Source organism: Paraglaciecola sp. 25GB23A (genome assembly GCF_040012495.1).
In the GTDB taxonomy this organism is placed as follows: Bacteria; Pseudomonadota; Gammaproteobacteria; order Enterobacterales; family Alteromonadaceae; genus Paraglaciecola.
Map to the genome: position 1 here is coordinate 1,197,602 of NZ_JBDYKM010000001.1, position 20,850 is coordinate 1,218,451.

The following is a 20,850-nucleotide window of genomic DNA, read 5'->3' on the forward strand; positions in this document are numbered from 1 at the left end:
ATCTGGTGGCGTTTAAACCCTCAGTTTTCTACGAGATTTAAACGCCTTTATCTCGGCATTGTTCATCAGCAAACTCTAATTCAATAGTCGTATGCACAAATTCAAATGTGGCCAGTGATTCTTGCAACTGCTGTTTAAGGTTTTTTATTTGTGCAACGCTAAGCTCACCAGCTAAGACTAAGTGCACTGTCATAACACTGTTCGCCCCGTCTAATGACCAAATGTGAAAATGATGAATTTCGCTCACTTCCGGTTTAGATAAAAGCAGGTTTCTCACTTCTTTAACTTGCGCTTCATCAGGCGTGGCTTGCAAAAATAGGAATATGGTTTCTTTTAAATTACGCGCCACGTTAAATAAAATAAACAGGGTAAAACCAATAGACAATATCGGATCGAGTATGGGCCAAGGTTTAAACATCAAGACAATCGAGACAATTAAAACCGCAACCCAGCCAAGCACATCTTCAAGTAAGTGCCAGTTGAGGACACGTTCATTTAATGAGTCGCCATCACTTAACTTGTAGGCCGCAAACCCGTTTACCGCGATGCCAAATATTGATAACAGCAACATACCTTCAGCCTGCGGCATCTCTGGGGCAGCGAGTCTAGGAATGGCTTCAAATAAAATCCAGATTGAGCCTACTGTGAGCACTAAGCCGTTAATCAACGCACCCAATAATGAAAAGCGTTTAAAGCCATAAGAAAAAGTACTATTAGCCTCTTTATCACTGATTTTATTGAGCACCCATGCGGTGCCAATCGACAAACTATCGCCCAAATCATGCACCGCATCAGCCATAATCGCGGTGCTGTTGGTCAGCCATCCACCAATAAATTCGATGATGGTAAACATGACATTGAGAAAAAACGCCCAGCCAATTCGTTTAGAGGCGCTAGAGCCACTACCGTGATGGTGATGACTGTGGCCGTGACTGTGGTTATGCATGTTTTATTCTCTGGCTGGTGGCGTAGTTTTGCATCAATACAAGCATGGGTTTAGTTGTATCTGCCGTCAACTTATTCCTGCATCAGCCACTTAACCACGTTTTCGCGATGGGGGATTGAACCGCTGTGGACTAATTTTTGGTTGATCACCACAGCTGGGGTGCTCATAACGCCATAATTCATAATGACTTGCGGGTTTGTCTCCTTTTTGATTGAAACTTTTACATCAATTTCTTGAGCAATTTTTTCAATGATTTCAGCGGTTTTCGTGCATTTGGCACAACCACTGCCAAGTACTAGGATATTTTTCATATTGCATACCTTACAAAAAGGGAATAAATGCGTTAAAGATCCAACCAACAAAGGTAAACGCGATCAATAACATGACAAACAACATGGCTAATAATTTCCATTGCATCACCTGTTTTAACAGGATGAATTCAGGAAAACTAGCCGCGACTGTACTCATACAAAATGCTAAGGCAGTACCCACCGGCAGACCATTGGTGATCAAACTCTCCATAACCGGAATAACCCCAGTCGCATTCGAATATAAGGGGATACCGAGCAATACTGCAGCAGGAACAGACCACCATTGACCTTCACCTAAGTTAGCTGTAATCCAGCCCTCGGGCACAAAGCCATGCAGGGCAGCGCCCAAACCCACGCCGATGATGACCCACAGCCACACCCGAGCAAATATCTCCTTAGACTCAGAAATGGCGAACTCATGCCTGTCGTGCAGTGTTAATTTGATATTGTCCTGAGATGAATCGGCTGTGCCTGAACTTGTTTGCGCGCGCTGCAATGCCTCAGCTGCAAATGATTGCAGCCAGCGTTCAGCTTTAATTGTATCAAGGAATAAACCGCCCAATATGCCAACTGACATGCCAATAAGCACATATAAAATAGTGAACTTCCATCCGAGTAAACTCATTAGCAATAGCACCGCCACTTCATTGATCAAGGGTGAGGTAATCAAAAATGCCATGGTGATCCCCACAGGAATACCAGCGGATGTAAAGCCAAGAAAGATAGGGATGCTCGAACACGAGCAAAAGGGCGTAATGGCCCCAAAAGCCGAGCCCATTGCATACCCGATACCACGGTTTTTTCCCGCCAGGTAATCACGCACACCTTCGATATTCAGCGATGCACGTATCAGTGCAATTACATAAATCATTACGATCAACAGAACATATATTTTACTGACATCTTCAATGAAAAAATGCAGCGCATCACCCAGTTTGCTGTCGGGCGATAAACCCAAGATGGCGTAAGTCAGCCAATCAGCGAAATCTGTGAATATTTTAAACATTGGCTTGGTCCAATTCAGTGGTAACGTTAATTAGTTATATCAGCTAAGGTGGGTATTAATTAATCTGCAAGGCGTTTTCAGACGTTTGAATAATCTGTGAAGCATACAGTTTTCTTAATTTTGCATTTTGACTTGTATCAACATTTTGAGTGTAAGGAATTGGCTAATTAAACTTATTTATATGTGTGAGCTATAAAATTTTCACTAATCACCAAGTCAAACCGAAACAAAAATTCAGGCGAAAAGTAGGCTTCATTGACTATGAAAAGTCATTACTTGGCAATAGAGTTTAAATGGTCATTTGCAGATAGCTCCCGGACGCCAACAAAACACTTCCATTGATGATATTGCACAAATTATGGGATTCAGTGACTCTAAAACTTTAGTAGGGCAAGGTATATATTGAATTTAGAAAATGCAAGATTGAAACTATCGCTATAAAACATACAAATTAATGGAGGCTCACTTCTCACAATCTTTTTATATTGAGTTACTTGGCTCTATTTTTTGTTTCGTTCTTTCATTATTTTTTCTATTGCTGTGTTTCTCTTTGATTTTTCTACTAATTTATAAACAAAATATAGAGGGATTAGGGTGAAAAGACCCACACTATTTACCAGGATGCTGTAAATTATTATCCCGATTAAAAATCCAATTAAGATTGCGTTAGCAATTGGACTAGATTCTATATCTTTTGCTCTTTGCAAAAGTTCTTCGTCAGTTAATGTTGCAAGTTCATTTTCTTCCATTTTATTTGTTAAACCTTTGTTCGTTGTTATAGGGAAATAGATAACATCCGTTATCTATTCAAAAGCTTGATTTTGTTGTTACAGGGTTAATGAACTCACCGTTAGAACAAAAGAATAAATGAGATCGTTTAAATTTGATAGCCCTGGGAATCGATTTTAAGAGGGGGTATCGGTAAAAAAAGTGCTAAAAGCCTATTGATATCGACGCCTTGTAACAAAATTCGTCATCTTGATAAAAGTCGATTTAGCTTAAAGTTCAGGCTTAAATACAGCTATCGAGAGAGCCGAAGACGATTAAAGTAAGCATCTACGCGCCCTTAAAGCTGCTTAGGACTGTTCGACTAAAATCCAATGAAGTACTGCAATCGGCAACTACCAAACCAATTACTGACTAGCTGAAATGAGCGAAAAACAGATGTTTGGTTAAATTGCCGTGAGGATGGCCTTTTCTGAGAAAGTGCAGGGTCTCTGTGTTGTTAGTAGTGATGTTGGATAATCCGATAAGCAGACTATCACTCACCAACAGCTCCTTTTCTAAACTGCTCTGGATTAGTGAACAATCATTGTTACCTTGTCCTATTTTCCAACATAAATATGTTAGCTAATTGCATCGAGACTTTAGCAAAATCCCAAAAAACCTCAGTGTTGGAATTGATATTGATTGCAACGGCCATGTTATATTTAGGTATTACCATAAGCCAACTTTGTGCACCTCTTGATACTCCACCATGATTGGCAAAGGTAATTGGCCCTATCTCTTTATCAAATTCTTGGCTGAGAACTCTCCACCCCAACGCATATCCATCAGGGGTCTCATCGCCATTTGGTAACACTTGTGGCGTCCAAAAAATGTGCCGGGTTTCTGCTGAAATGAAGTCATCTTGCAGGAAAGCCATACCCATTTTTACCAGATCTGACGAAGTAGAAATAAACCCACCACCAGCCAATCGGTGACTTAAATCTACCTGGCGCCATTTTCTAACTTGCTTAGAACGCCCTTCATCATTCCAATAGAATGAAGCCAAATTTGAGCGATCTTTATTTTGAAACTCAGCCATAGTTTCACTCATCCCCACAGGATCAAATACTTGCTGTTGCATAATATCAAGGTAGGGAATGCCGACGGCGTCTTCCATTACCGCACTAAGTAATACAACGCCGAAAGAGGAATAACTAAACTGCGTTCCAGGCTTAAATAATAGTTCACTAGAGTCAAACACTGAAAGTGCATCTTTAACCTTTTCGTATCGGGTTGATAGCGAGAGAGTTTGATACAGCCCAATGTAATCAGTATTTTCCTTATAATGCGGTAAACCAGCGGTATGTGAAGCTAGCTGTCGGGAGGTAATATTAGCCCAATGCGGATTCGGCAATTTATTCATATAGTTTGAAATAGGACTATCTATAGCGATCAATTTTGCATCAACCAATCTGGCAAGCGCAGTGCCGGTAAGGGCTTTTGATGTGCTACCTATTCTAAATTGGGTGTGAGTTGATACCGGTATTTTAGATTCCAGGTCAGCCCAACCGGAAGCCCCAGCCCAAACACGTTTACCATTAATCGCAACAGCTGCCGATATCGCGGGAGCGTTTATCTTCAACTTATGTTGGCTGATTATATTGAGGGCCTTATCAGCAACATTTTTATAGGCGATATTATCTATCGATTGTGTTGATGGATTGTCACTTGGAAGATCTATGTATTGGTAAAACGGCGGAAACGCAACCTTGCCTTTATGGGCCATACTTTGATAAACAGGCCAGAGCAACCACAGCAAACACAGTAACACCACAACAATAATAGCTTTAATTTTTGATACAATTAACATTTTAAAACTCCACGACTAATTTTTTTAAAATACTAAATAAATCAGTGCGTTAAAGCTCTGCAATTTCAAAAATGTCTGATCATTATTGAAATTTCTGACGATATTCTTTAGGTGTTTGACCTGTTTTTGCTTTGAATGCCCGATTAAAGGTCGCAATTGAACCAAACCCTAACTCTAATGCGATAGTTAAGATTGGCTTGCGAATTTTCGTAATATCCTCAAACTCCTGACAAGCAGCCGGAATTCGATAGCTATTTAGGTAATCAGAAAAATTTCTAAAGCCCAAGTGTTTGTTAATTAACTCTCGCAGTTGATGTTCAGGAAGAGCCAATTCACCCGCCAGTTTTGCTATGGTTAAATTCATCTCCTTATATATTTCATTCGTCATTAAATGGTTAAGGGTCTCATAACTGTTTAGAAAAACTGCAGGTACTTTTATTTCCTTGACAGCATCAACATTGTTCTTTGTCACAGACAAATTGTTGACGAGTGACTCTTTTGGGCTATTTCGAATAAAAGCCCAACTGAAAACAGAAATGGAAAAAAAGAACAATAAAGCATTGATTAAACTAAAGGTTGAAGAGTCACGAAGTGATGCATCACTTAATTCCAGCGTAACCAAGAACAAAATGTACAAGCTAATAGAAATCATTAATAAAATACGCATGGTGCGACGACTATTAACTAAATCATCCTGTAGCCCCTTTACTGCAATGAAAATGATATGGGCCGACAAGACAAGTGCTATCCAATGGTTTATTTGGTGGAACCAGCCTACGCCCTCTAAATAGCCAAAGAAGTAAATAAACCAGATGATGACAAAAACAAGTAGCACCTTAAGCAAACCAGGCAATTTACTCGGACGAAAATCATCTTGCAGTGAAACATAAGCCAAACACCATAAGAGATAAGGCATTAGCTCGGTTAGAAACAATAGAAAACCTCGGAAATAACCGTAAAACTCATCAGGGATTGGTGCTGTTAGGAGTAAATAGCCACTGATACAAATACCTAAACCCAAGGCAATAGCAGACTTAAAGTGAAATTTTACAGTGCAAATTAGCAAACAGAGTATCGACAACTGCCCTACTGTTGCAAAACGAAAGAACATATCTATTAAGTTGAGGGATAATAACTGCATCGAACTAACACTTAATTGGCTACTGTCGCTAAATTTTATCACTTAGATGTAGAAGCCGACACTAATTCCCCCTAACCTTGAAAAAAATCAAACTATTTTCAAAACAAAGTAACCTTTTTCCTACTAGAAATTTAAAGGGGCCGTAGTCAATATTAAGTAATAGTTATCCTGTCTATTTATTCTTTTAGTATGGTTAAAAATGGAGATGGCTTAGGTTAGCAATGTCACAACCGCAATCTTTAAATGCAATATCAAAACCATGTCATATCAATTGTGTCTTGGTTCTTCTACCGCTGATTTAACATACTAATGTGTATCCTAGTCATATCGCTGCCTTGGGTAATATATTGATGATACTGTTTAGGATATTCGATATCCCTATCGGCTTTGATTATATTTTGAACTCACATAGAAAAGCTATCCTTGGACCCTGGCAAATCTTGTCCGATAGAACCCAAATAATGAATTGATTTCAGCTTATGGCGAAGACACATTTTCACGCATCAGATTGTAGTAGGGCATGTTTTTCAAAATGATTTTTGTAACACGGGAAGGCATTTCTTCGAGGTTTACCTCAGTTTTGCCGTCAATGAAGCCTGAACTATTAATCGCATCAATGTGCCAAGATTCTCGTCCTTGCCAGTCTTCTCTGGAACCCGGTTGCCAATCTAGAATATCGTCAGGCATACGATAAGCAATAGAATCAAAGTAACTTTTTACCGTATTTTTTGGGGATTTAATCAGTATTTCAGCATCTACCACGAATGGCTTTTTTTTAGTAAGAGCAAGAATTCTTTTGAACAGTTTGTATTGACCTTCAAATCCAGTTTCGTTTTCATGGAAATCATTTCGCATTTTATATAGTGAAGGTATTGATAGCTTGGGATTTCGTATCAAAAAGGCATGTTTAGCAGAAAGAATCTGACTGTCTGAAATAAATTCTGCGGCATGATACCCCATGTCTTTGACGAAAACCGCCTGTCGTAAACTACTATGCGAAAGGGACTCGAAAGTGTCATTGAAGTTTTTTTGTGCCTTTAGAAAACTATCTGATGAGAGTAAGCCTTGCTTATAAAAATCAATAAATGGTTCACCAACTACGTTAAATTGTCTTGAATTTGCCATCATTTTTTCGAATGAAGTGCTTCTCGACCGAGGTACACACCAAATAAAATGAAGAGAGGTGCTAGTAGCTGATAATGTCAAAATGGCCTCCCGAATTTTTGTGATTCTCGTCGATAAACCTGTTGAGGATATATTAATCAACTAGTTATAAGTATATGACTGAGGAGCTCCTGCGGTTTCAGCTAACCGGCAGCGTTTGTCAACTGCTGTAAGTCGCTCCCTTATTGCGTATTACCGCCTGTTAGATTTGCTTGAGCTTAGGTACTTTAATGTGCCGCATTGATAAGATAATTGCCCTAAAAATGGGCCGGTGTTAGGCCATTCTAATGACTTCGACCGGAGTTCCACTGTGAAACTTAAAATCATCGTCTGGATTCAATATTAATTCAGCTTCTTTCTTACCAAAAAACTCAATTCTATCTGATATGTTTGTTCCAGCGATGTCGGTAGCAAGCTTTAGATAGTCTTGATAGTGACGAGCTTCTGAACGCAGTAATGACACATAAAACCCACCCAACTTTTTATCAATATGGGGAGCGATTTTGGCAAATCTTTCACACGAACGGGCCTCAATGTAAGCGCCACAAATTAGCTTATCAATTAACGAATTGGGTTCGTGGGTTTTAACATGTTGCAACAAACCTTTTGCATAACGACTTGAATTGATATTTTCATAAGGAATGCCATATTCCTCCATCATCTCAAGAACTTGATAAAAGTGGTGAAGCTCTTCTTTGATCAACAAAACCATTTTATCAATCAGGTCTTGGCTGTATGGAGCATTTGTCTTGGCGATTATCGATTTATTGAGTCTTAGCTTCTCTAAATCTTGCCAATGCCCCACTTTTCGGTATGCAAAGTCTTCATAGGGTTTTAACCAATCTAATAGTGCTTTGGCACTTTCACTATCAACTGCATAACGGCGAATTAGAAACATTGCACTTTGCGCTGCTTTCAGTTCACACAGTAGGTGGTCGGTTAATAATACTGCCAAATTCTCTTTTTTCTTAGCCTCTTTTGTCCATTCATCAGGTGTTTCACACTTTAGAAAGGCGTAAATAGGGGCTAGTAATGCGTGATCTATTTCCATTTAACTTCTCAAAATTATATGCCTACGTAATCCCCCAATTTTAAGTAGCATTAAATTGTATCAATTTTTCAAGCCGCTCTTAATAGTGGACATTGGATCATACCACCAATTGCCGTATTTGGATGTTCATTGTTGTATAGTCTGTGCTAGTTGCTGGTGCTTGTTGTCTTGTTCAATACTTTTAAACATAGCTTGGCCCAACCGCTTTATCAGTTCGGTTTTGGTAATGAGTTGCTCGATAAAATGGTGTTATGGATCAAAGAAGAGTTACGCCTAAGTTAACTCGTACTCGATATTATGGCCGCCAGAAGTATTGAAAATTTTAACGTAAGGGCAGGGGGCTAAGCTATAGGTTTGCTGAAATAGAGCCTGCAACGCTGTTTTAAAGTAAGTTTATGTGAACGCTTAGCCATATTAGCGGCTTATTTGGACGTTTAATACATGCCCCGATAAATGTGCTCGTCTTTTAATGTGACTTTCGTTTTACTCCACATTGCGTCAGCTGGAATGTAGTCAGTGGCGGCTGCTATCACTTTATTTGAAGGCACTTCAATTAACCTTAAATTTACCACGGTGCTTTGTTCCATCACGGTATAGGTGCCGGTAAGAAAATAATCGGCCTGCACTTGGCTGTTTAATGTGTCTATGTCTCTGCTTAACATCGCATCAAATTGGTTACCCATTTTAATCGAGCCCATGGTTTTATATTCAACCACGCTTAAGCCCGCTTGCGTCGCTAAGGTTAATAAGCTTTCTTGAATTTGCAGGCCAAATTGAGGATTAGCTGGCAAATTATTTCCGGTTTTAAGGCTGGAAGGTAAGATTGTGCCGACCGCAATGGACTTTTTCAGGTCAATGTTATTGGCTGTGGCCAAAAGTTGACGAGTTAATTGCTCAACGTAAAAATGCATGTATTGTGGTTGGTTGGCATTTCCAGCATTTAATTGCCCTGAGTTGTCGCTATTGTGCCCATTATTAAAGGCTAAATTCGAACAACTGCTCAAGCTTGCAGCGAGAAGCACACCTAAGATTAATTTTTGCATAATTACTTAATCACTATCGACCCATAAATAATAGTTATTGTTTAGCAATTACCGTGCACAACTTTGCAATTACCGTGAGTAAATTACATAAACACTGATTTAGTCTGGTAGTTTTATGGGCTAGTAAGATATTTTGCGCAGAATTCGGTGACACGAATATCATTCATACCATCCTCACAATTTGTCTAGGTGCTGAAATTTTTCAGTAACAATCGCTTTCTATACAACAAGATAATTAATTTGGAAGCCTAATGAACCTAGTCAAACTGTATCGCCCTTGGCAAAATATACTGGATAAAACCTTGGTATTTGAGGGCGTTGCCCCTTTATTATTGCGTCTTTATCTGGCACCGATCATGATCCAAGCCGGTTACAACAAACTGTCTGCATTTGAAAATACCGTTGACTGGTTTGGTAGTGCCGAATATGGCTTAGGTTTGCCGCTGCCTTTTTTGATGGCGTCTTTGGCTATTGGTGCTGAATTAGTGGGTGGTATTTTACTGCTATTAGGTTTAGCGACGCGTTGGGTTTCTGTGCCCTTGATGGTTACCATGTTGGTGGCGATTTTTACGGTGCATTGGCCTAATGGTTGGGCAACCATAGCGGATGCATCTAGTTGGCTTTCTGACGGCACTATTTTACTGAATGAAACAGTGATGAACGCACCAGAAAAATTGAGTGCAGCAAAATACTTATTGTCTGAACATGGCAACTACGACTGGTTAACATCAAGTGGCAGTATTGTGATCCTTAATAACGGTATAGAGTTTGCCGTCACTTACTTCATTATGCTGCTATCTTTATTTTTTAGTGGTGGCGGGAAATACACTAGCTTGGATTATTTTTTGGCTAAAAAATACGACTAGCTTTGTTTATGCATTAATATTTATTTGAATATTGATTAAGATAAATAGACATTTTATTTGCTCAAAGACTAACTAAAACTCATACTTAATTTTAGATTCGTCAAGATTATGTTGGATTGATATGCAAGCTTTAGAATTATTGTTAAACAGAATGTCTCAACCTCGTTTACAAAAACCGGCGCCTTCAGAGCAAGAGTTGCAGAATATTATTCACGCCGCCATGCGGGTTCCTGATCATGCTGGTTTAACGCCGTGGAAATTCATTGTTTGTCAGGAAGCGGGTTTGTCTCGTTTAGGTGATGTGTTCGAGCAAGCTGCTTTAGAAGAGCAATTATCAGAAAAAGAAGTACAGCGTGCGCCGCAATTAGCGCAAAGAGCTCCCTTGATAATCGCAGTCATAGCGAGATATCAAGAGCATGAAAAAGTTCCGTGGGTAGAGCAGGTGGCCTCTGCAAGTTGTGCCGCCTATGCGATGCAATTGGCTGCTAAATCCCAAGGTTATGATAATGTGTGGCGCACTGGCGTTTATGCTCAAAGTAAAGTGGTTAAAGACGCCTTTGGCTTAAAGGAGCAAGATGAAATCGTTGGCTTTTTATATATTGGTACTAGCAACGCTGACCCGATAAGTCGCCCTACTAAAAGTAGTTTTGATTTTGTAGAGCACTGGAATTAATCGATAGAGTTACTTTGTATTAATAAAAAAGGGACTAATCTGCTTTGATTAGTCCCTTTTTTTTACTCTTACTCTTGCTCGTCGTCGTCGTGCTCGATGTCTTCAATGATAGCTCTAGGTTTGCGTTTAAGAGGTGTATTGCCTGCATCAACCCCCTTCATGGTGTTCACCCGTTTTTGTGCCGGTTTAGCTATTTTAGGCGTGTCTACTTGATTAGACTTCTTACTAGAATCATTTTGCCCTAAGTCGAGTTTAGCTTTGTTTACTCTGGGACCTTTAAATTTAGCGACTAATCCCTCGATTTGACTAAATTCAATACTTTGATTTAATAGCGCTTTAATCTCAACATAGCTCGGCCAATCTTTAGGGCCGACAAAAGAAACCGCTTCGCCTTTATTACCGGCTCGACCGGTACGACCCACTCTATGCACGTATTCATCGGCTAACTTAGGCATGTCAAAATTAACCACCAAAGAGACATTCAATAAATCTAAGCCTCGAGATGCGATATCGGTGGTTACTAGAATGTGTTGCTGACCACGACTAAATTCATTCATGATGTTACTGCGTTGCGACTGACTCAAGTCTCCGCTAAGAGCAATACTGTGCATACCTTGTTCGTTCAGCAGTAGTGATAAACGCTCAGTGTCGCTGCGGGTCGCGGTAAAAATAATGATTTGACGATAGGTTTTTTCCGCGATTATTTTGTTTAACAGTGTTTCTTTGTGAGTAACGTGGTCAGCCAAATAGAAACGTTGTTGAATATCGGTATGCTCTTCGCCCGATGAACCCACACTGATCCTTTGTGGTGCTTTGAGCAGGGTTTGGGTCAAGTAGTGCAGTTCGGCATTGTCGAGGGTGGCTGAGAACATCATGGTCTGGCGTTTTCTATGATCCGCGGCCTTGTGGATCAACTTTAATTGCGGCGCAAAACCAAGGTCTAACATGCGGTCAGCCTCGTCTAGTATCAACAATTCTAATCCGTTCAAATACAGTGATTTGCCGGCAATATGGTCGGCCACTCGTCCTGCGGTGCCCACAATAAAATGGGGATAATGTTTTAAGGCTTTAACTTGGTCATTAAAATTTTCGCCACCTAGGATTAATGCGGCACGTAGAGACTGTTTACCTAACAAACCTTTTAACTGCAAAAATACTTGTTTAGCCAATTCACGGGTTGGTGCCAAGATTAAAACGCGTGGATCGCGGCGACTCAAGGGTGGTTTGGTTAAAATACGATGAACGGCGGGTAATAAAAACGCTAAGGTTTTACCCGAGCCGGTTTTTGAAGATGCAATTAGGTCGCGGCCTAAGAGGCCATAGGGTATGGCTAATTGCTGGATCTCGGTAGGGTCATTTAAACCCTTAAGATCCAGCGCTTTTAACAAGGAATGGTGCAGTGGTAAGTCAGTAAATTGCAAAAGGTCTATCTCTAATACGTTAATATTGCAATTATACTCAGCAAAGTCCCTTTAGTGGGAACTAATTTTAAACTTGCATCTCTGGCGTAGCATCTTTTACAACTAATTTGCCCGCTGTTTTACTTTTGATTTCTTCTACTGTGACACCAGGTGCTCTTTCGATTAGATGAAAAGCGCCGTCTTTCACTTCCAAAACTGCAAGATCAGTAATGATACGATTAATGCAATTAACGCCGGTAAGCGGCAAAGTGCAGGCTTCAAGTAGCTTTGAATTACCGTGTTTATCGGCGTGGGTCATGGTGACTATGATGTTACGGGCACCTGCCACTAAGTCCATCGCACCGCCCATTCCTTTGATCAATTTGCCGGGTATCATCCAAGAGGCTATATTACCTTGGCAGTCTACTTCAAAGGCTCCCAGTACAGTAAGATCCACATGACCGCCGCGGATCATGGCAAAACTTTCTGCCGAACTAAAAATTGAAGCCCCTGTTGCGGCAGTAACTGTCTCTTTGCCTGCGTTGATCATATCGGCGTCAACTTGTTCTTCAGTTGGATAGCGGCCCATACCAAGTAAACCATTTTCTGACTGCAACATAACTTCCATACCTTCTGGCACGTAGTTAGCCGCAAGGGTAGGAATGCCAATGCCAAGATTAATATAATCACCATCACAAAATTCTTGGGCGACACGTTTGGCGATTTGTTCTCTATTTAATGCCATAAGATTGTCCTCTTTTATATTGATGATGAAGAAAGAACTTTACGTTCAATGCGTTTTTCAAATTTGCCGACAATAATACGGTCAACATAGATACCAGGGGTATGGATCTGACTCGGGTCCAACTCACCTGGCTCAACCAATTCTTCTACTTCTACTACGGTAATTTTGCCTGCTGTGGCCGCCATAGGATTAAAGTTTTGTGCTGTGTGGCGATAAATACAATTGCCATAACGATCGGCTTTCCAAGCCTTAACAATGGCAAAGTCACCGGTAATCGATTCTTCCATAATGTAAGGGCGGCCCTTAAATTCGCGGACTTCCTTGCCTTCACTTACGGGCGTGCCGTAACCAGTGGCAGTGAAAAAAGCAGGAATACCCGCACCACCTGCGCGCATTTTTTCAGCTAAGGTGCCTTGTGGTGTGAGTTCAACTTCAAGTTCACCGTTGAGTAATTGCTGCTCAAACAGGGCATTTTCACCGACATAGGAAGAGATCATCTTTTTGATTTGTTTTTGCTCAAGTAGCAAACCCAGACCAAAACCATCAACACCACAATTATTCGACACAACCGTTAGTCCAGTGGTACCCATTGACTTAATTTGTGCAATTAAGCCTTCAGGAATACCACACAATCCAAACCCACCGGCAATAATGGTCATATTATCTGCTAAGCCAGCCATTGCTTCTGCATAGGAATGAACAACTTTATTAAATCCAGCCATTTTGTTACCCAATTAATAATTTGTTAATACAGTGTAAATCTTAATTTATAATAGTAAAATTGAATTAATGACTCAATTGATAAATAAAATCTATTAATGAAACTGAATATTTCCTATCGACAATTGCAGGCTTTTATTTGCGTGGCTAAGTGCGCGACTTTCGCTGAAGCAGCTGAAAAAATGTTTTTATCTCAGCCGGCTCTGTCCAGTGCGATTAAAAAAATGGAAACCCAACTGGGTGGTGCGCTGTTTACTCGTACAACACGTAAGGTTGAATTGAGTCCTGAAGGCGCGACATTTTTACCGGTGGCTTTGCGTTTGATGAATGACTGGGATGAGGCGTTTAACGATCTACACAATTTATTTGCCCTAGGTCGCGGTAAACTGGCTATTGCGGCCATGCCCTCGTTTGCTGCCGGACAGCTACCCAAAATATTACAACGCTACCAAGCCCAATTTCCCAATATTAAATTATCTATCGCTGACATCGTGATGGAATCGGTTTACAAAGAGGTTAGGGAAGGTCGGGTAGAAATTGGTTTTACCTTTGAACATGAACGTCAAGAAGGTACGGTATTTTATCCGCTTTTTACCGATAGTTTTATGGTGATTTTTCCTAGTCAGCATCCTTTGGCTGAGCTTGCGACAATAGAGTGGCAGGATATTGTTGCTTATCCCTTTGTGGCGATGAATAAAGACTCAGCTATTCGCCGCTGGACTGACAACCATGTTCAGCAACTTGGCTACAGTTTAAACGTGGTAGCTGAGGCAGGGCAATTGGCTACCCTTGGTCAATTTGTGAGTCACGGTTTGGGCGTATCAGTCGTGCCGAGTTTATGCCAAGAACAAATGTCGGGCAATGGCCTACAGTGCATTGCATTACAGGACAGTGGTTTAAGCAAACAGGTTGGCATGATTAAAATTAGTCGCAGTAATTTATCGGTGCCCGCAGAATCTTTTTGGCAGTGGATTATTGATAACCGCAATCTGATTGGGTAATTTATCCTATGGCAAAACTTAATATGAAATAACCTAGCTAAAACCGATATGCTTTTAACTAAGGGAGAGCATATTTCGGCGGTGGCAATGGCAATATTGGCAGATTATATCTTTCACGGGGTCTCGAGTTATTAATGGGCATGCGATTAGCCAAACTGACTTAAAATACATTTTCAGCCGTCGACAACCAATGGTTTGCTGATTTATTCACATACTAACAACCGGGTGCACATACTCTTTTACTAATCTTGGTCACGTTGCTTAAACAATTCTCTTTCCCGACGTTTCCAGATTATGCGAGCCAGACGTTTCATACTGATGTGTTTGTCTTTTTCGTCGACAATCTCAAACCCTAGTAAGCTTTCCAATAGATCCTCGAGGGTCAAAATACCTTCCATTCCTCCGTACTCATCAATTACTAGCAAAATATGGGTGCGAGATTGTAAGAAATGTCGAAATGTTTCGGCTAATGGAGTACTGCGTAGTAAGGCAACCATGTCTTTACGATACTCAGACAGCAGCTTGTGACCATTGCCTCGCGCTTGAGCCAATAACAAATCACTTTTAATTACAAAACCACTGATTTTTTCAGGTTCACCGTCTTCATAAACGGGGATCCGTGAGTATGCTTTAGATGCGTGTTTGTGAAAAAAAGTATTGACAGTCATGTCTTCAGACACTTTGAAAACCACCGTTCTGTGGGTCATTGCTTCTTTAACGGTTAGTGCATCTAGGCTGAGCAGACTTTGCAAGATATTAGCTTCCTGATATTCCAACAATCCCTCTTTATGTGACATCTCTGCCATCGCATGCAGTTCTCCACGATTGAGTCCTTTCAATGGACTCTCGTCTGTGAAGCGACTAGTGAGTTTGTTTGATAACAGAACAAAGGGGTACAAAATCAGCACTAAATACTTTAGGAAATAGGCGGTTGGTCGAGCGAGTTGACGCCAATAAGTGGCGCCTAAGGTTTTAGGAATGATTTCTGAAAATACCAAGATTAATAAAGTAAGAACCGCCGATGCTAATCCTAAATAGGCATCACCAAAGACAACTGCGGCTTGTGCACCGGCTCCTGCAGCACCCATTGTATGAGCAATGGTGTTGAGTGTAAGGATTGCGGCGAGGGGGCGATTAATATCTTCAGACAGCTCGTGTAATATAGCGCCTGACTTTTTCCCCTCATTCATTGATACAGATATATAGGCAGAGGATATGCTCAAAATCACCGCTTCGGCTACTGAACAAAGAAACGAAAAGCCTAAAGCCACCAATACATAAATAATTAACAAAGTCATGAGATATAGCTATTACCCTGAGTATAGGAAAAATAAACGCTATCTCGGATCTATGTAATAAGCAACCGACTTAACTTGAAAAAAGCAGGGGGCAAAACAATATCAGATTAGCGCTTTTCTTCCAAATATCCTGTAAGCCTTTGCAAGTGCTGAATGTATCCTGAATGTTTTTAGCTCCTTTGCTTTAACACATTTCAATGTACAGAAGACCTTTAATGAGACAGCCATTATTATTTAGCTGGCTCGAAAATAGAGAAAAGATGCAAACGTCATGTGTTTTTTTTCGTTCATTTTGGCGCAAGTATCGACTATGCATTAGTTTTCACAAAGCCTTGATACATTCTGGACTCAAGTAAAGCCAAATTAACTACGGCTAATAGGGCAAGTATCTGCACAGAGTGAAAATTTATGAGAAGCTCTGTAAAGTTTCGTTTAAGACAGATTTTATTTGACAGTAATATGTTCAAATAATCAGTTCAATCTTCTAATTTCTAACCACAGCGATACTTATTGAACAGAATAGGGATGTGTTCTACTCTGCCATTTCTCTTAGGGTAAGATACGTATACTGCGCAACACAGCTCAATTTCTGATAGGCAGCTGTTTGTAGAAGAAGTGCTATATCCTCCGCGTTAGCATTTAATACAGTAACAAAAACAAGAAAGAGCAAACATTGAGCAGCAATATTATAGAAGTAGACGTACTTATCATCGGCGCTGGTATTTCAGGTATTGGTACGGCTTTTCATTTGCAAAAACACTGTCCAGATAAATCTTACGCTATTATTGAAGCGCGCGGTGCGGTGGGTGGTACGTGGGATTTGTTTCGTTACCCCGGCATTCGCTCCGATTCAGACATGTTTACTTTCGGTTTTAACTTTAAACCTTGGCTTTCCCCTAAATCGATTTCTCCGGGCGCAGATATAAAAGCGTATATCAGCGATGCAGTCGATGAAAATGGCATTCGTGAGCAGATTGTTTTTGAGCACAAAGTTTTAGCGGCTAACTGGGACAGTGCGAGCGCAAAGTGGCATACAAGGGTTGAGAATGTTAAAACCGGTGAATGCCGCGAGTATAGTAGCCGCTTCTTTTTTTCTTGTGCGGGTTACTACAATTATGAAAAAGGTTACACCCCTGACTTTGCAGGCGTTGAAGATTTCACTGGTAATATTATTCATCCTCAAAACTGGCCAGAAGAACTAGATTACGCCGGCAAAAAAGTAATTGTCATTGGCAGTGGTGCTACAGCAGTTACATTGGTGCCGGCATTGGCTAAAACCTCGGCACACGTTACGATGCTGCAACGGTCTCCTTCCTATGTGCTTGCTAGGCCAGGACAAGATGCCGCAGCAAATTTTATGCGCCACTACCTGCCCAATAAAGTTGCTTATAGTCTGAGTCGTTGGAAAAATATACTACTAGGTATGCTTTTTTATCGCATGGCCAAACGTCGCCCTGATACTATTAAAAAAGTCATACGTGCTGAAATAGTGTCAGCCTTAGGAGAAGACTACCCAGTTGATAAGCACTTTAAACCCAGTTATCAGCCTTGGGATCAGCGCTTATGTTTAGTGCCTGACGGTGATTTATTTAGCGCTATCAAAAACGGCTCAGCCAGTGTTGTGACCGACCACATTGAGCGCTTTACAGCGACTGGCGTTAAATTGCGATCCGGTGAAGAATTAGCCGCCGATATTATTGTTACCGCTACCGGGCTCTCTCTAGAAGTACTTGGGTCTTACGCACTAAGTGTCGATAACAAAGCATTTAAAGCGGCCAACAGTTATTGTTATAAAGGTATGATGTTAAGTGGATTGCCTAACTTTGCTTTTGTAGTAGGTTATACCAACGCCTCTTGGACACTGAAATCTGATTTAGTAGGTGAATATATGTGCCGCTTAATCAATTATATGGACAAAAATCAGTATGACTATTGCGTACCTGTTATACCTAAGGGCGGAATACCGGCCGAGCCTTTGATGGATTTTAGCTCTAGCTACGTGCTTCGATCCTTAGACAAAATGCCGCGGCAGGGCAAAAGTAAGCCTTGGAAGCTTTACCAAAATTATATTCTCGATAAAATGAGTTTAGGCTATAAATCTGTGGTTGATGACAGCTTGGTTTTTTCGTCCATTAGGTCTGAATTACCAACAAAACCAATCAAGAAAATATCATAAAACCGGTGTGCTTTATTTAAATAAACTTGTAACTCATTTTCTTTAACTTAAAAAAACGGCCAATAATTCTAGGGACGTATACTTCAAGCTCACAAACCTCTGTATATACTCGCTATTCAGCCTTTCTTTAACTTATATTCCAAGCTGAAAGTTGCACTGCACGGGAGCCTCAAGTGAGAATCTGCCACAACATTTTAAGGTAGTCGGATTTATTCTCGAAGCTTATGGAACCAGTTGGTTTCTACCCTGTTCTTTTGCTTGATACAGTGCTTTGTCGGCACGTCTGAAACATTCACTGATTGATTCCTTGTCATCACTGATACCCCAACCAATGCAGGCTTTTACTTGAATTTTTTCATAGCCAGGAATAATGATTTTATTGATTTTCATGTGCACTTCGTTGAGCAGCGCTTCAAATCGGGTTTTATCAGGCTGTCGTTGCACAACGGCAAACTCCTCTCCACCAAAGCGGGCGGCAATACAATCAGTTGTGTTCAGCGGCCTGAGTAAGCGGGCGACCTCATAAAGCACAATGTCACCGACATCATGACCATAGGTATCGTTAATTCGTTTGAAATGGTCCAAATCCAACATGGCTATGCCGATAATTTTGTTGTTATCTTCGAGGCTATTATCCACGAATAAATCTAAACTGCGGCGGTTGGGTAGCTTGGTCAAAGGATCGTTAGCTGCCAACTCCTGCAAACGCTGATTAGATGATTCAAGTTCTTGGGTGCGCGCTTTGACCAACTTTTCAAGCTCATTGGCTTGTTGATGCTCTCTATCTCTTTGGCTTTGCAATAATTTAATTAAATAAGTAGAAATCATTACGGTCAATAATAGACAGGTTGTCACTATGCCCAACATTAACGATACCACTGGGTCGATTGGGGGACTAAATCCTAAAGCAAATATCACTACAATAGCTGCACCTAAAAGCAGCGGCAGCATTGCGATTGCAAACCATTTAGCCTTCGCCGAATTCGTTTTGTATTCTTTATAGATAATAACTAGCCATAATAAAACGGCCGGGAAAAACCAATACAGAGGAATAACCAGGGTTGTTTTCAAGTCTAAAAATAAAGCAGATAGGGCGCCACTTATTATAAGCAAACCTGTATATCCTAAAAGCACATTCTGGTATTTCACCTGTCTTTCTGGTTGTTTTAACAGTGTCGTAATCATCCATGAGGAAGAAATCATTACTGCATATAATAATAACGCGTAGGAAATATCGTTAAAGAGTGGATAGTTTGGCCACAAGATTTCGAATCCATAACCAAATACGCGGAACATCCAAGCGCCAAATGCCAAGGTAAACATCGCAAAACTCAAATATGAACGATATTTGGTTGCTATAAAAATAATTAAACACACAATCACTAAGGTAGCCATTGAACCAAAAAATGACATATCTCTAATTAATGTATGACGATAGGTGGCATTGACGAGTTCTGGAGTGCTCAGGCTAAATGAATAGCGTAAAATTTCACCTTGCATGAAGCCGGATAGTTGGGTTGTTTGCTTTGCTTTGAGACGAATTGGAAAAATATAATCAGGCGACTTCACTGGCCTAGTTGAAAACGCCGTAGCATCACCTGTAACCCAAGTATTAAGCCCATCATTGACGGTTAATTGCTTGATTGCAGGGAAGGGGATCACCAACCATAAAGACTGATCGATATCTTGTGGGTTCTTAATAGAAACGCGGAAATGCAGATATTGTTCTGTGCTGCGGGATAATTTTTCTGTATCTGGGTGCCATTCCTCATCGCCAACAACAGTTTTGCTATCTGAAACAGTAAACTCCATATGTTGATCAAGATTGAGTTCTGCAACATCGTTCCAGACAACTTCCGCACAGTTGCCTACAAAACTCGTTAGAAATAATAATAATGCCAAAAACTTCAGGATTTTCTCCACTTATTCGGTCGACGCATCTGTATCTTAACGTAAAATATTTTAATGACCAGTGGGTAAAGCCTATAAGTAAGCGGTACTTAGCTGTTTTATATAAATGGCCATAAAAAAGTAGTCACCCGCATATTTAAGGAACCGCATCTGTTGTAAACCCTCGGCAGCTAAACGTGAATTTTTTACAGATTCTGACAAAAAGAGTATTACGCAGACATCCATCATAAATTAATTCATGCGCAAATATTTAAAACTAAGGTTATGAATCCAGTCGTATATAAAAAACGGAGTGAAATAGTGATTCTTGTTATTGGTTTGCTATTAGCAATCTAAATAAAGCGTAAATAGCCAAATCATAGATATGGCAATGCATCACGCATGATGAATTTATAATGCAGCCTGCTAGGTGCAGATTAAGCGCGTTGAAGTAGTATTACGAAGACATCCATCATAAATTAATTCATGCGCAAATATGTAAAACTAAGGTTATGAATCCAGTCGTATATAAAAAACGGAGTGAAATAGTGATTCTTGTTATTGGTTTGCTATTAGCAATCTAAATAAAGCGTAAATAGCCAAATCATAGATACGGCAATGCATCACGCATGATGAATTTATAATGCAGCCTGCTAGGTGCAGATTAAGCGCGTTGAAGTAGGGCCTTTGCCTGACTCATTCCGCGTATTCGTTGGTGGTTGGTATTATTTTTGTATTGTTGCAGCATCTGCTCGCTACCCACCGCCCTGCTGAAGTGTTGCTCAAACTCTGTGGTTAAGGTTAACCATTGCTCATCGTTAATCCCTAAGCGTTGCAGTAT

18 protein-coding genes and 1 pseudogene are annotated in these 20,850 nt (G+C 40.4%); 4 read left to right on the forward strand and 15 right to left on the reverse strand.

Annotated features, from left to right (window positions below; translation table 11 throughout):
• Positions 1–37: 37 nt before the first annotated feature.
• The 9 genes from ABKW31_RS05105 to ABKW31_RS05145 form a co-directional block, all read right to left on the reverse strand.
• Complete coding sequence (locus ABKW31_RS05105) at positions 38–946, reverse strand: cation diffusion facilitator family transporter (RefSeq protein ID WP_348615144.1); 909 nt, start codon at positions 944–946, stop codon at positions 38–40.
• Between the two features lie 71 nt (positions 947–1,017).
• Entirely contained in the window at positions 1,018–1,257 is a 240-nt protein-coding gene (locus ABKW31_RS05110; protein WP_348615145.1) for a thioredoxin family protein, read from the reverse strand.
• Between the two features lie 10 nt (positions 1,258–1,267).
• Entirely contained in the window at positions 1,268–2,263 is a 996-nt protein-coding gene (locus ABKW31_RS05115) for a permease (RefSeq protein WP_348615146.1), read from the reverse strand.
• 500 nt (positions 2,264–2,763) lie between these two features.
• The gene (locus ABKW31_RS05120; protein ID WP_348615147.1) at positions 2,764–3,012 is read right to left on the reverse strand and encodes a hypothetical protein; all 249 of its coding nucleotides are present in this window, start codon (positions 3,010–3,012) and stop codon (positions 2,764–2,766) included.
• 566 nt (positions 3,013–3,578) lie between these two features.
• Positions 3,579–4,841 carry a serine hydrolase domain-containing protein gene (locus ABKW31_RS05125; RefSeq protein WP_348615148.1) on the reverse strand — a complete coding sequence of 421 codons (1,263 nt, stop codon included), beginning with the start codon at positions 4,839–4,841 and terminating at the stop codon, positions 3,579–3,581.
• A gap of 82 nt (positions 4,842–4,923) precedes the next feature.
• Positions 4,924–5,862 carry an AraC family transcriptional regulator gene (locus tag ABKW31_RS05130; protein ID WP_348615149.1) on the reverse strand — a complete coding sequence of 313 codons (939 nt, stop codon included), beginning with the start codon at positions 5,860–5,862 and terminating at the stop codon, positions 4,924–4,926.
• Between the two features lie 597 nt (positions 5,863–6,459).
• Positions 6,460–7,188, reverse strand: a complete 729-nt coding sequence (locus ABKW31_RS05135) for a hypothetical protein (protein WP_348615150.1) — start codon at positions 7,186–7,188, stop codon at positions 6,460–6,462.
• A gap of 232 nt (positions 7,189–7,420) precedes the next feature.
• Entirely contained in the window at positions 7,421–8,197 is a 777-nt protein-coding gene (gene miaE, locus ABKW31_RS05140) for a tRNA isopentenyl-2-thiomethyl-A-37 hydroxylase MiaE (protein WP_348615151.1), read from the reverse strand.
• Between the two features lie 434 nt (positions 8,198–8,631).
• Entirely contained in the window at positions 8,632–9,240 is a 609-nt protein-coding gene (locus tag ABKW31_RS05145; RefSeq protein WP_348615152.1) for a FlgO family outer membrane protein, read from the reverse strand.
• 251 nt (positions 9,241–9,491) lie between these two features.
• On the opposite strand from ABKW31_RS05145, the gene ABKW31_RS05150 reads away from it, so the two are divergent.
• On the forward strand, positions 9,492–10,106 hold the full coding sequence (locus ABKW31_RS05150; protein WP_348615153.1) for a DoxX family protein: 615 nt from the start codon (positions 9,492–9,494) through the stop codon (positions 10,104–10,106).
• Positions 10,107–10,227: 121 nt separating this feature from the next.
• The gene (locus tag ABKW31_RS05155; protein WP_348615154.1) at positions 10,228–10,779 is read left to right on the forward strand and encodes an NAD(P)H nitroreductase; all 552 of its coding nucleotides are present in this window, start codon (positions 10,228–10,230) and stop codon (positions 10,777–10,779) included.
• A 68-nt stretch (positions 10,780–10,847) separates the two neighbouring features.
• Here the strand turns inward: ABKW31_RS05155 and ABKW31_RS05160 are convergent, their stop codons facing one another.
• The 3 genes from ABKW31_RS05160 to ABKW31_RS05170 all read right to left on the reverse strand — a co-directional run bounded on the left by ABKW31_RS05160 (position 10,848) and on the right by ABKW31_RS05170 (position 13,646).
• Complete coding sequence (locus ABKW31_RS05160) at positions 10,848–12,200, reverse strand: DEAD/DEAH box helicase (RefSeq protein ID WP_348615155.1); 1,353 nt, start codon at positions 12,198–12,200, stop codon at positions 10,848–10,850.
• Positions 12,201–12,267: 67 nt separating this feature from the next.
• On the reverse strand, positions 12,268–12,924 hold the full coding sequence (locus tag ABKW31_RS05165; RefSeq protein WP_348615156.1) for a CoA transferase subunit B: 657 nt from the start codon (positions 12,922–12,924) through the stop codon (positions 12,268–12,270).
• Positions 12,925–12,938: 14 nt separating this feature from the next.
• A complete protein-coding gene (locus ABKW31_RS05170) occupies positions 12,939–13,646 on the reverse strand; it encodes a CoA transferase subunit A (RefSeq protein WP_348615157.1) in 708 nt (235 codons plus the stop codon).
• Between the two features lie 102 nt (positions 13,647–13,748).
• Between ABKW31_RS05170 and ABKW31_RS05175 the strand changes: the two genes are divergently transcribed.
• Complete coding sequence (locus ABKW31_RS05175) at positions 13,749–14,645, forward strand: LysR family transcriptional regulator (protein WP_348615208.1); 897 nt, start codon at positions 13,749–13,751, stop codon at positions 14,643–14,645.
• Positions 14,646–14,887: 242 nt separating this feature from the next.
• Here the strand turns inward: ABKW31_RS05175 and ABKW31_RS05180 are convergent, their stop codons facing one another.
• A complete protein-coding gene (locus tag ABKW31_RS05180) occupies positions 14,888–15,943 on the reverse strand; it encodes a CNNM domain-containing protein (RefSeq protein WP_348615158.1) in 1,056 nt (351 codons plus the stop codon).
• 673 nt (positions 15,944–16,616) lie between these two features.
• On the opposite strand from ABKW31_RS05180, the gene ABKW31_RS05185 reads away from it, so the two are divergent.
• Positions 16,617–18,119 (forward strand): NAD(P)/FAD-dependent oxidoreductase, encoded by a 1,503-nt coding sequence (locus tag ABKW31_RS05185; protein WP_348615159.1) that lies wholly within the window; start codon positions 16,617–16,619, stop codon positions 18,117–18,119.
• 222 nt (positions 18,120–18,341) lie between these two features.
• Here the strand turns inward: ABKW31_RS05185 and ABKW31_RS05190 are convergent, their stop codons facing one another.
• Complete coding sequence (locus ABKW31_RS05190) at positions 18,342–20,021, reverse strand: diguanylate cyclase (protein WP_348615160.1); 1,680 nt, start codon at positions 20,019–20,021, stop codon at positions 18,342–18,344.
• 652 nt (positions 20,022–20,673) lie between these two features.
• A pseudogene (locus ABKW31_RS05195) lies at positions 20,674–20,850 on the reverse strand (transposase); the annotation flags it as partial.

What these genes read in the sequence shown, in the direction of transcription:
- ABKW31_RS05105 (WP_348615144.1), bottom strand. Translation starts at nt 946, where the DNA reads ATGCATAACCACAGTCACGGCCACAGTCATCACCATCACGGTAGTGGC.
- ABKW31_RS05155 (WP_348615154.1), top strand. Translation starts at nt 10,228, where the DNA reads ATGCAAGCTTTAGAATTATTGTTAAACAGAATGTCTCAACCTCGTTTA.
- ABKW31_RS05145 (WP_348615152.1), bottom strand. Translation starts at nt 9,240, where the DNA reads ATGCAAAAATTAATCTTAGGTGTGCTTCTCGCTGCAAGCTTGAGCAGT.
- ABKW31_RS05115 (WP_348615146.1), bottom strand. Translation starts at nt 2,263, where the DNA reads ATGTTTAAAATATTCACAGATTTCGCTGATTGGCTGACTTACGCCATC.
- ABKW31_RS05125 (WP_348615148.1), bottom strand. Translation starts at nt 4,841, where the DNA reads ATGTTAATTGTATCAAAAATTAAAGCTATTATTGTTGTGGTGTTACTG.
- ABKW31_RS05165 (WP_348615156.1), bottom strand. Translation starts at nt 12,924, where the DNA reads ATGGCATTAAATAGAGAACAAATCGCCAAACGTGTCGCCCAAGAATTT.
- miaE (WP_348615151.1), bottom strand. Translation starts at nt 8,197, where the DNA reads ATGGAAATAGATCACGCATTACTAGCCCCTATTTACGCCTTTCTAAAG.
- ABKW31_RS05120 (WP_348615147.1), bottom strand. Translation starts at nt 3,012, where the DNA reads ATGGAAGAAAATGAACTTGCAACATTAACTGACGAAGAACTTTTGCAA.
- ABKW31_RS05170 (WP_348615157.1), bottom strand. Translation starts at nt 13,646, where the DNA reads ATGGCTGGATTTAATAAAGTTGTTCATTCCTATGCAGAAGCAATGGCT.
- ABKW31_RS05150 (WP_348615153.1), top strand. Translation starts at nt 9,492, where the DNA reads ATGAACCTAGTCAAACTGTATCGCCCTTGGCAAAATATACTGGATAAA.
- ABKW31_RS05110 (WP_348615145.1), bottom strand. Translation starts at nt 1,257, where the DNA reads ATGAAAAATATCCTAGTACTTGGCAGTGGTTGTGCCAAATGCACGAAA.
- ABKW31_RS05180 (WP_348615158.1), bottom strand. Translation starts at nt 15,943, where the DNA reads ATGACTTTGTTAATTATTTATGTATTGGTGGCTTTAGGCTTTTCGTTT.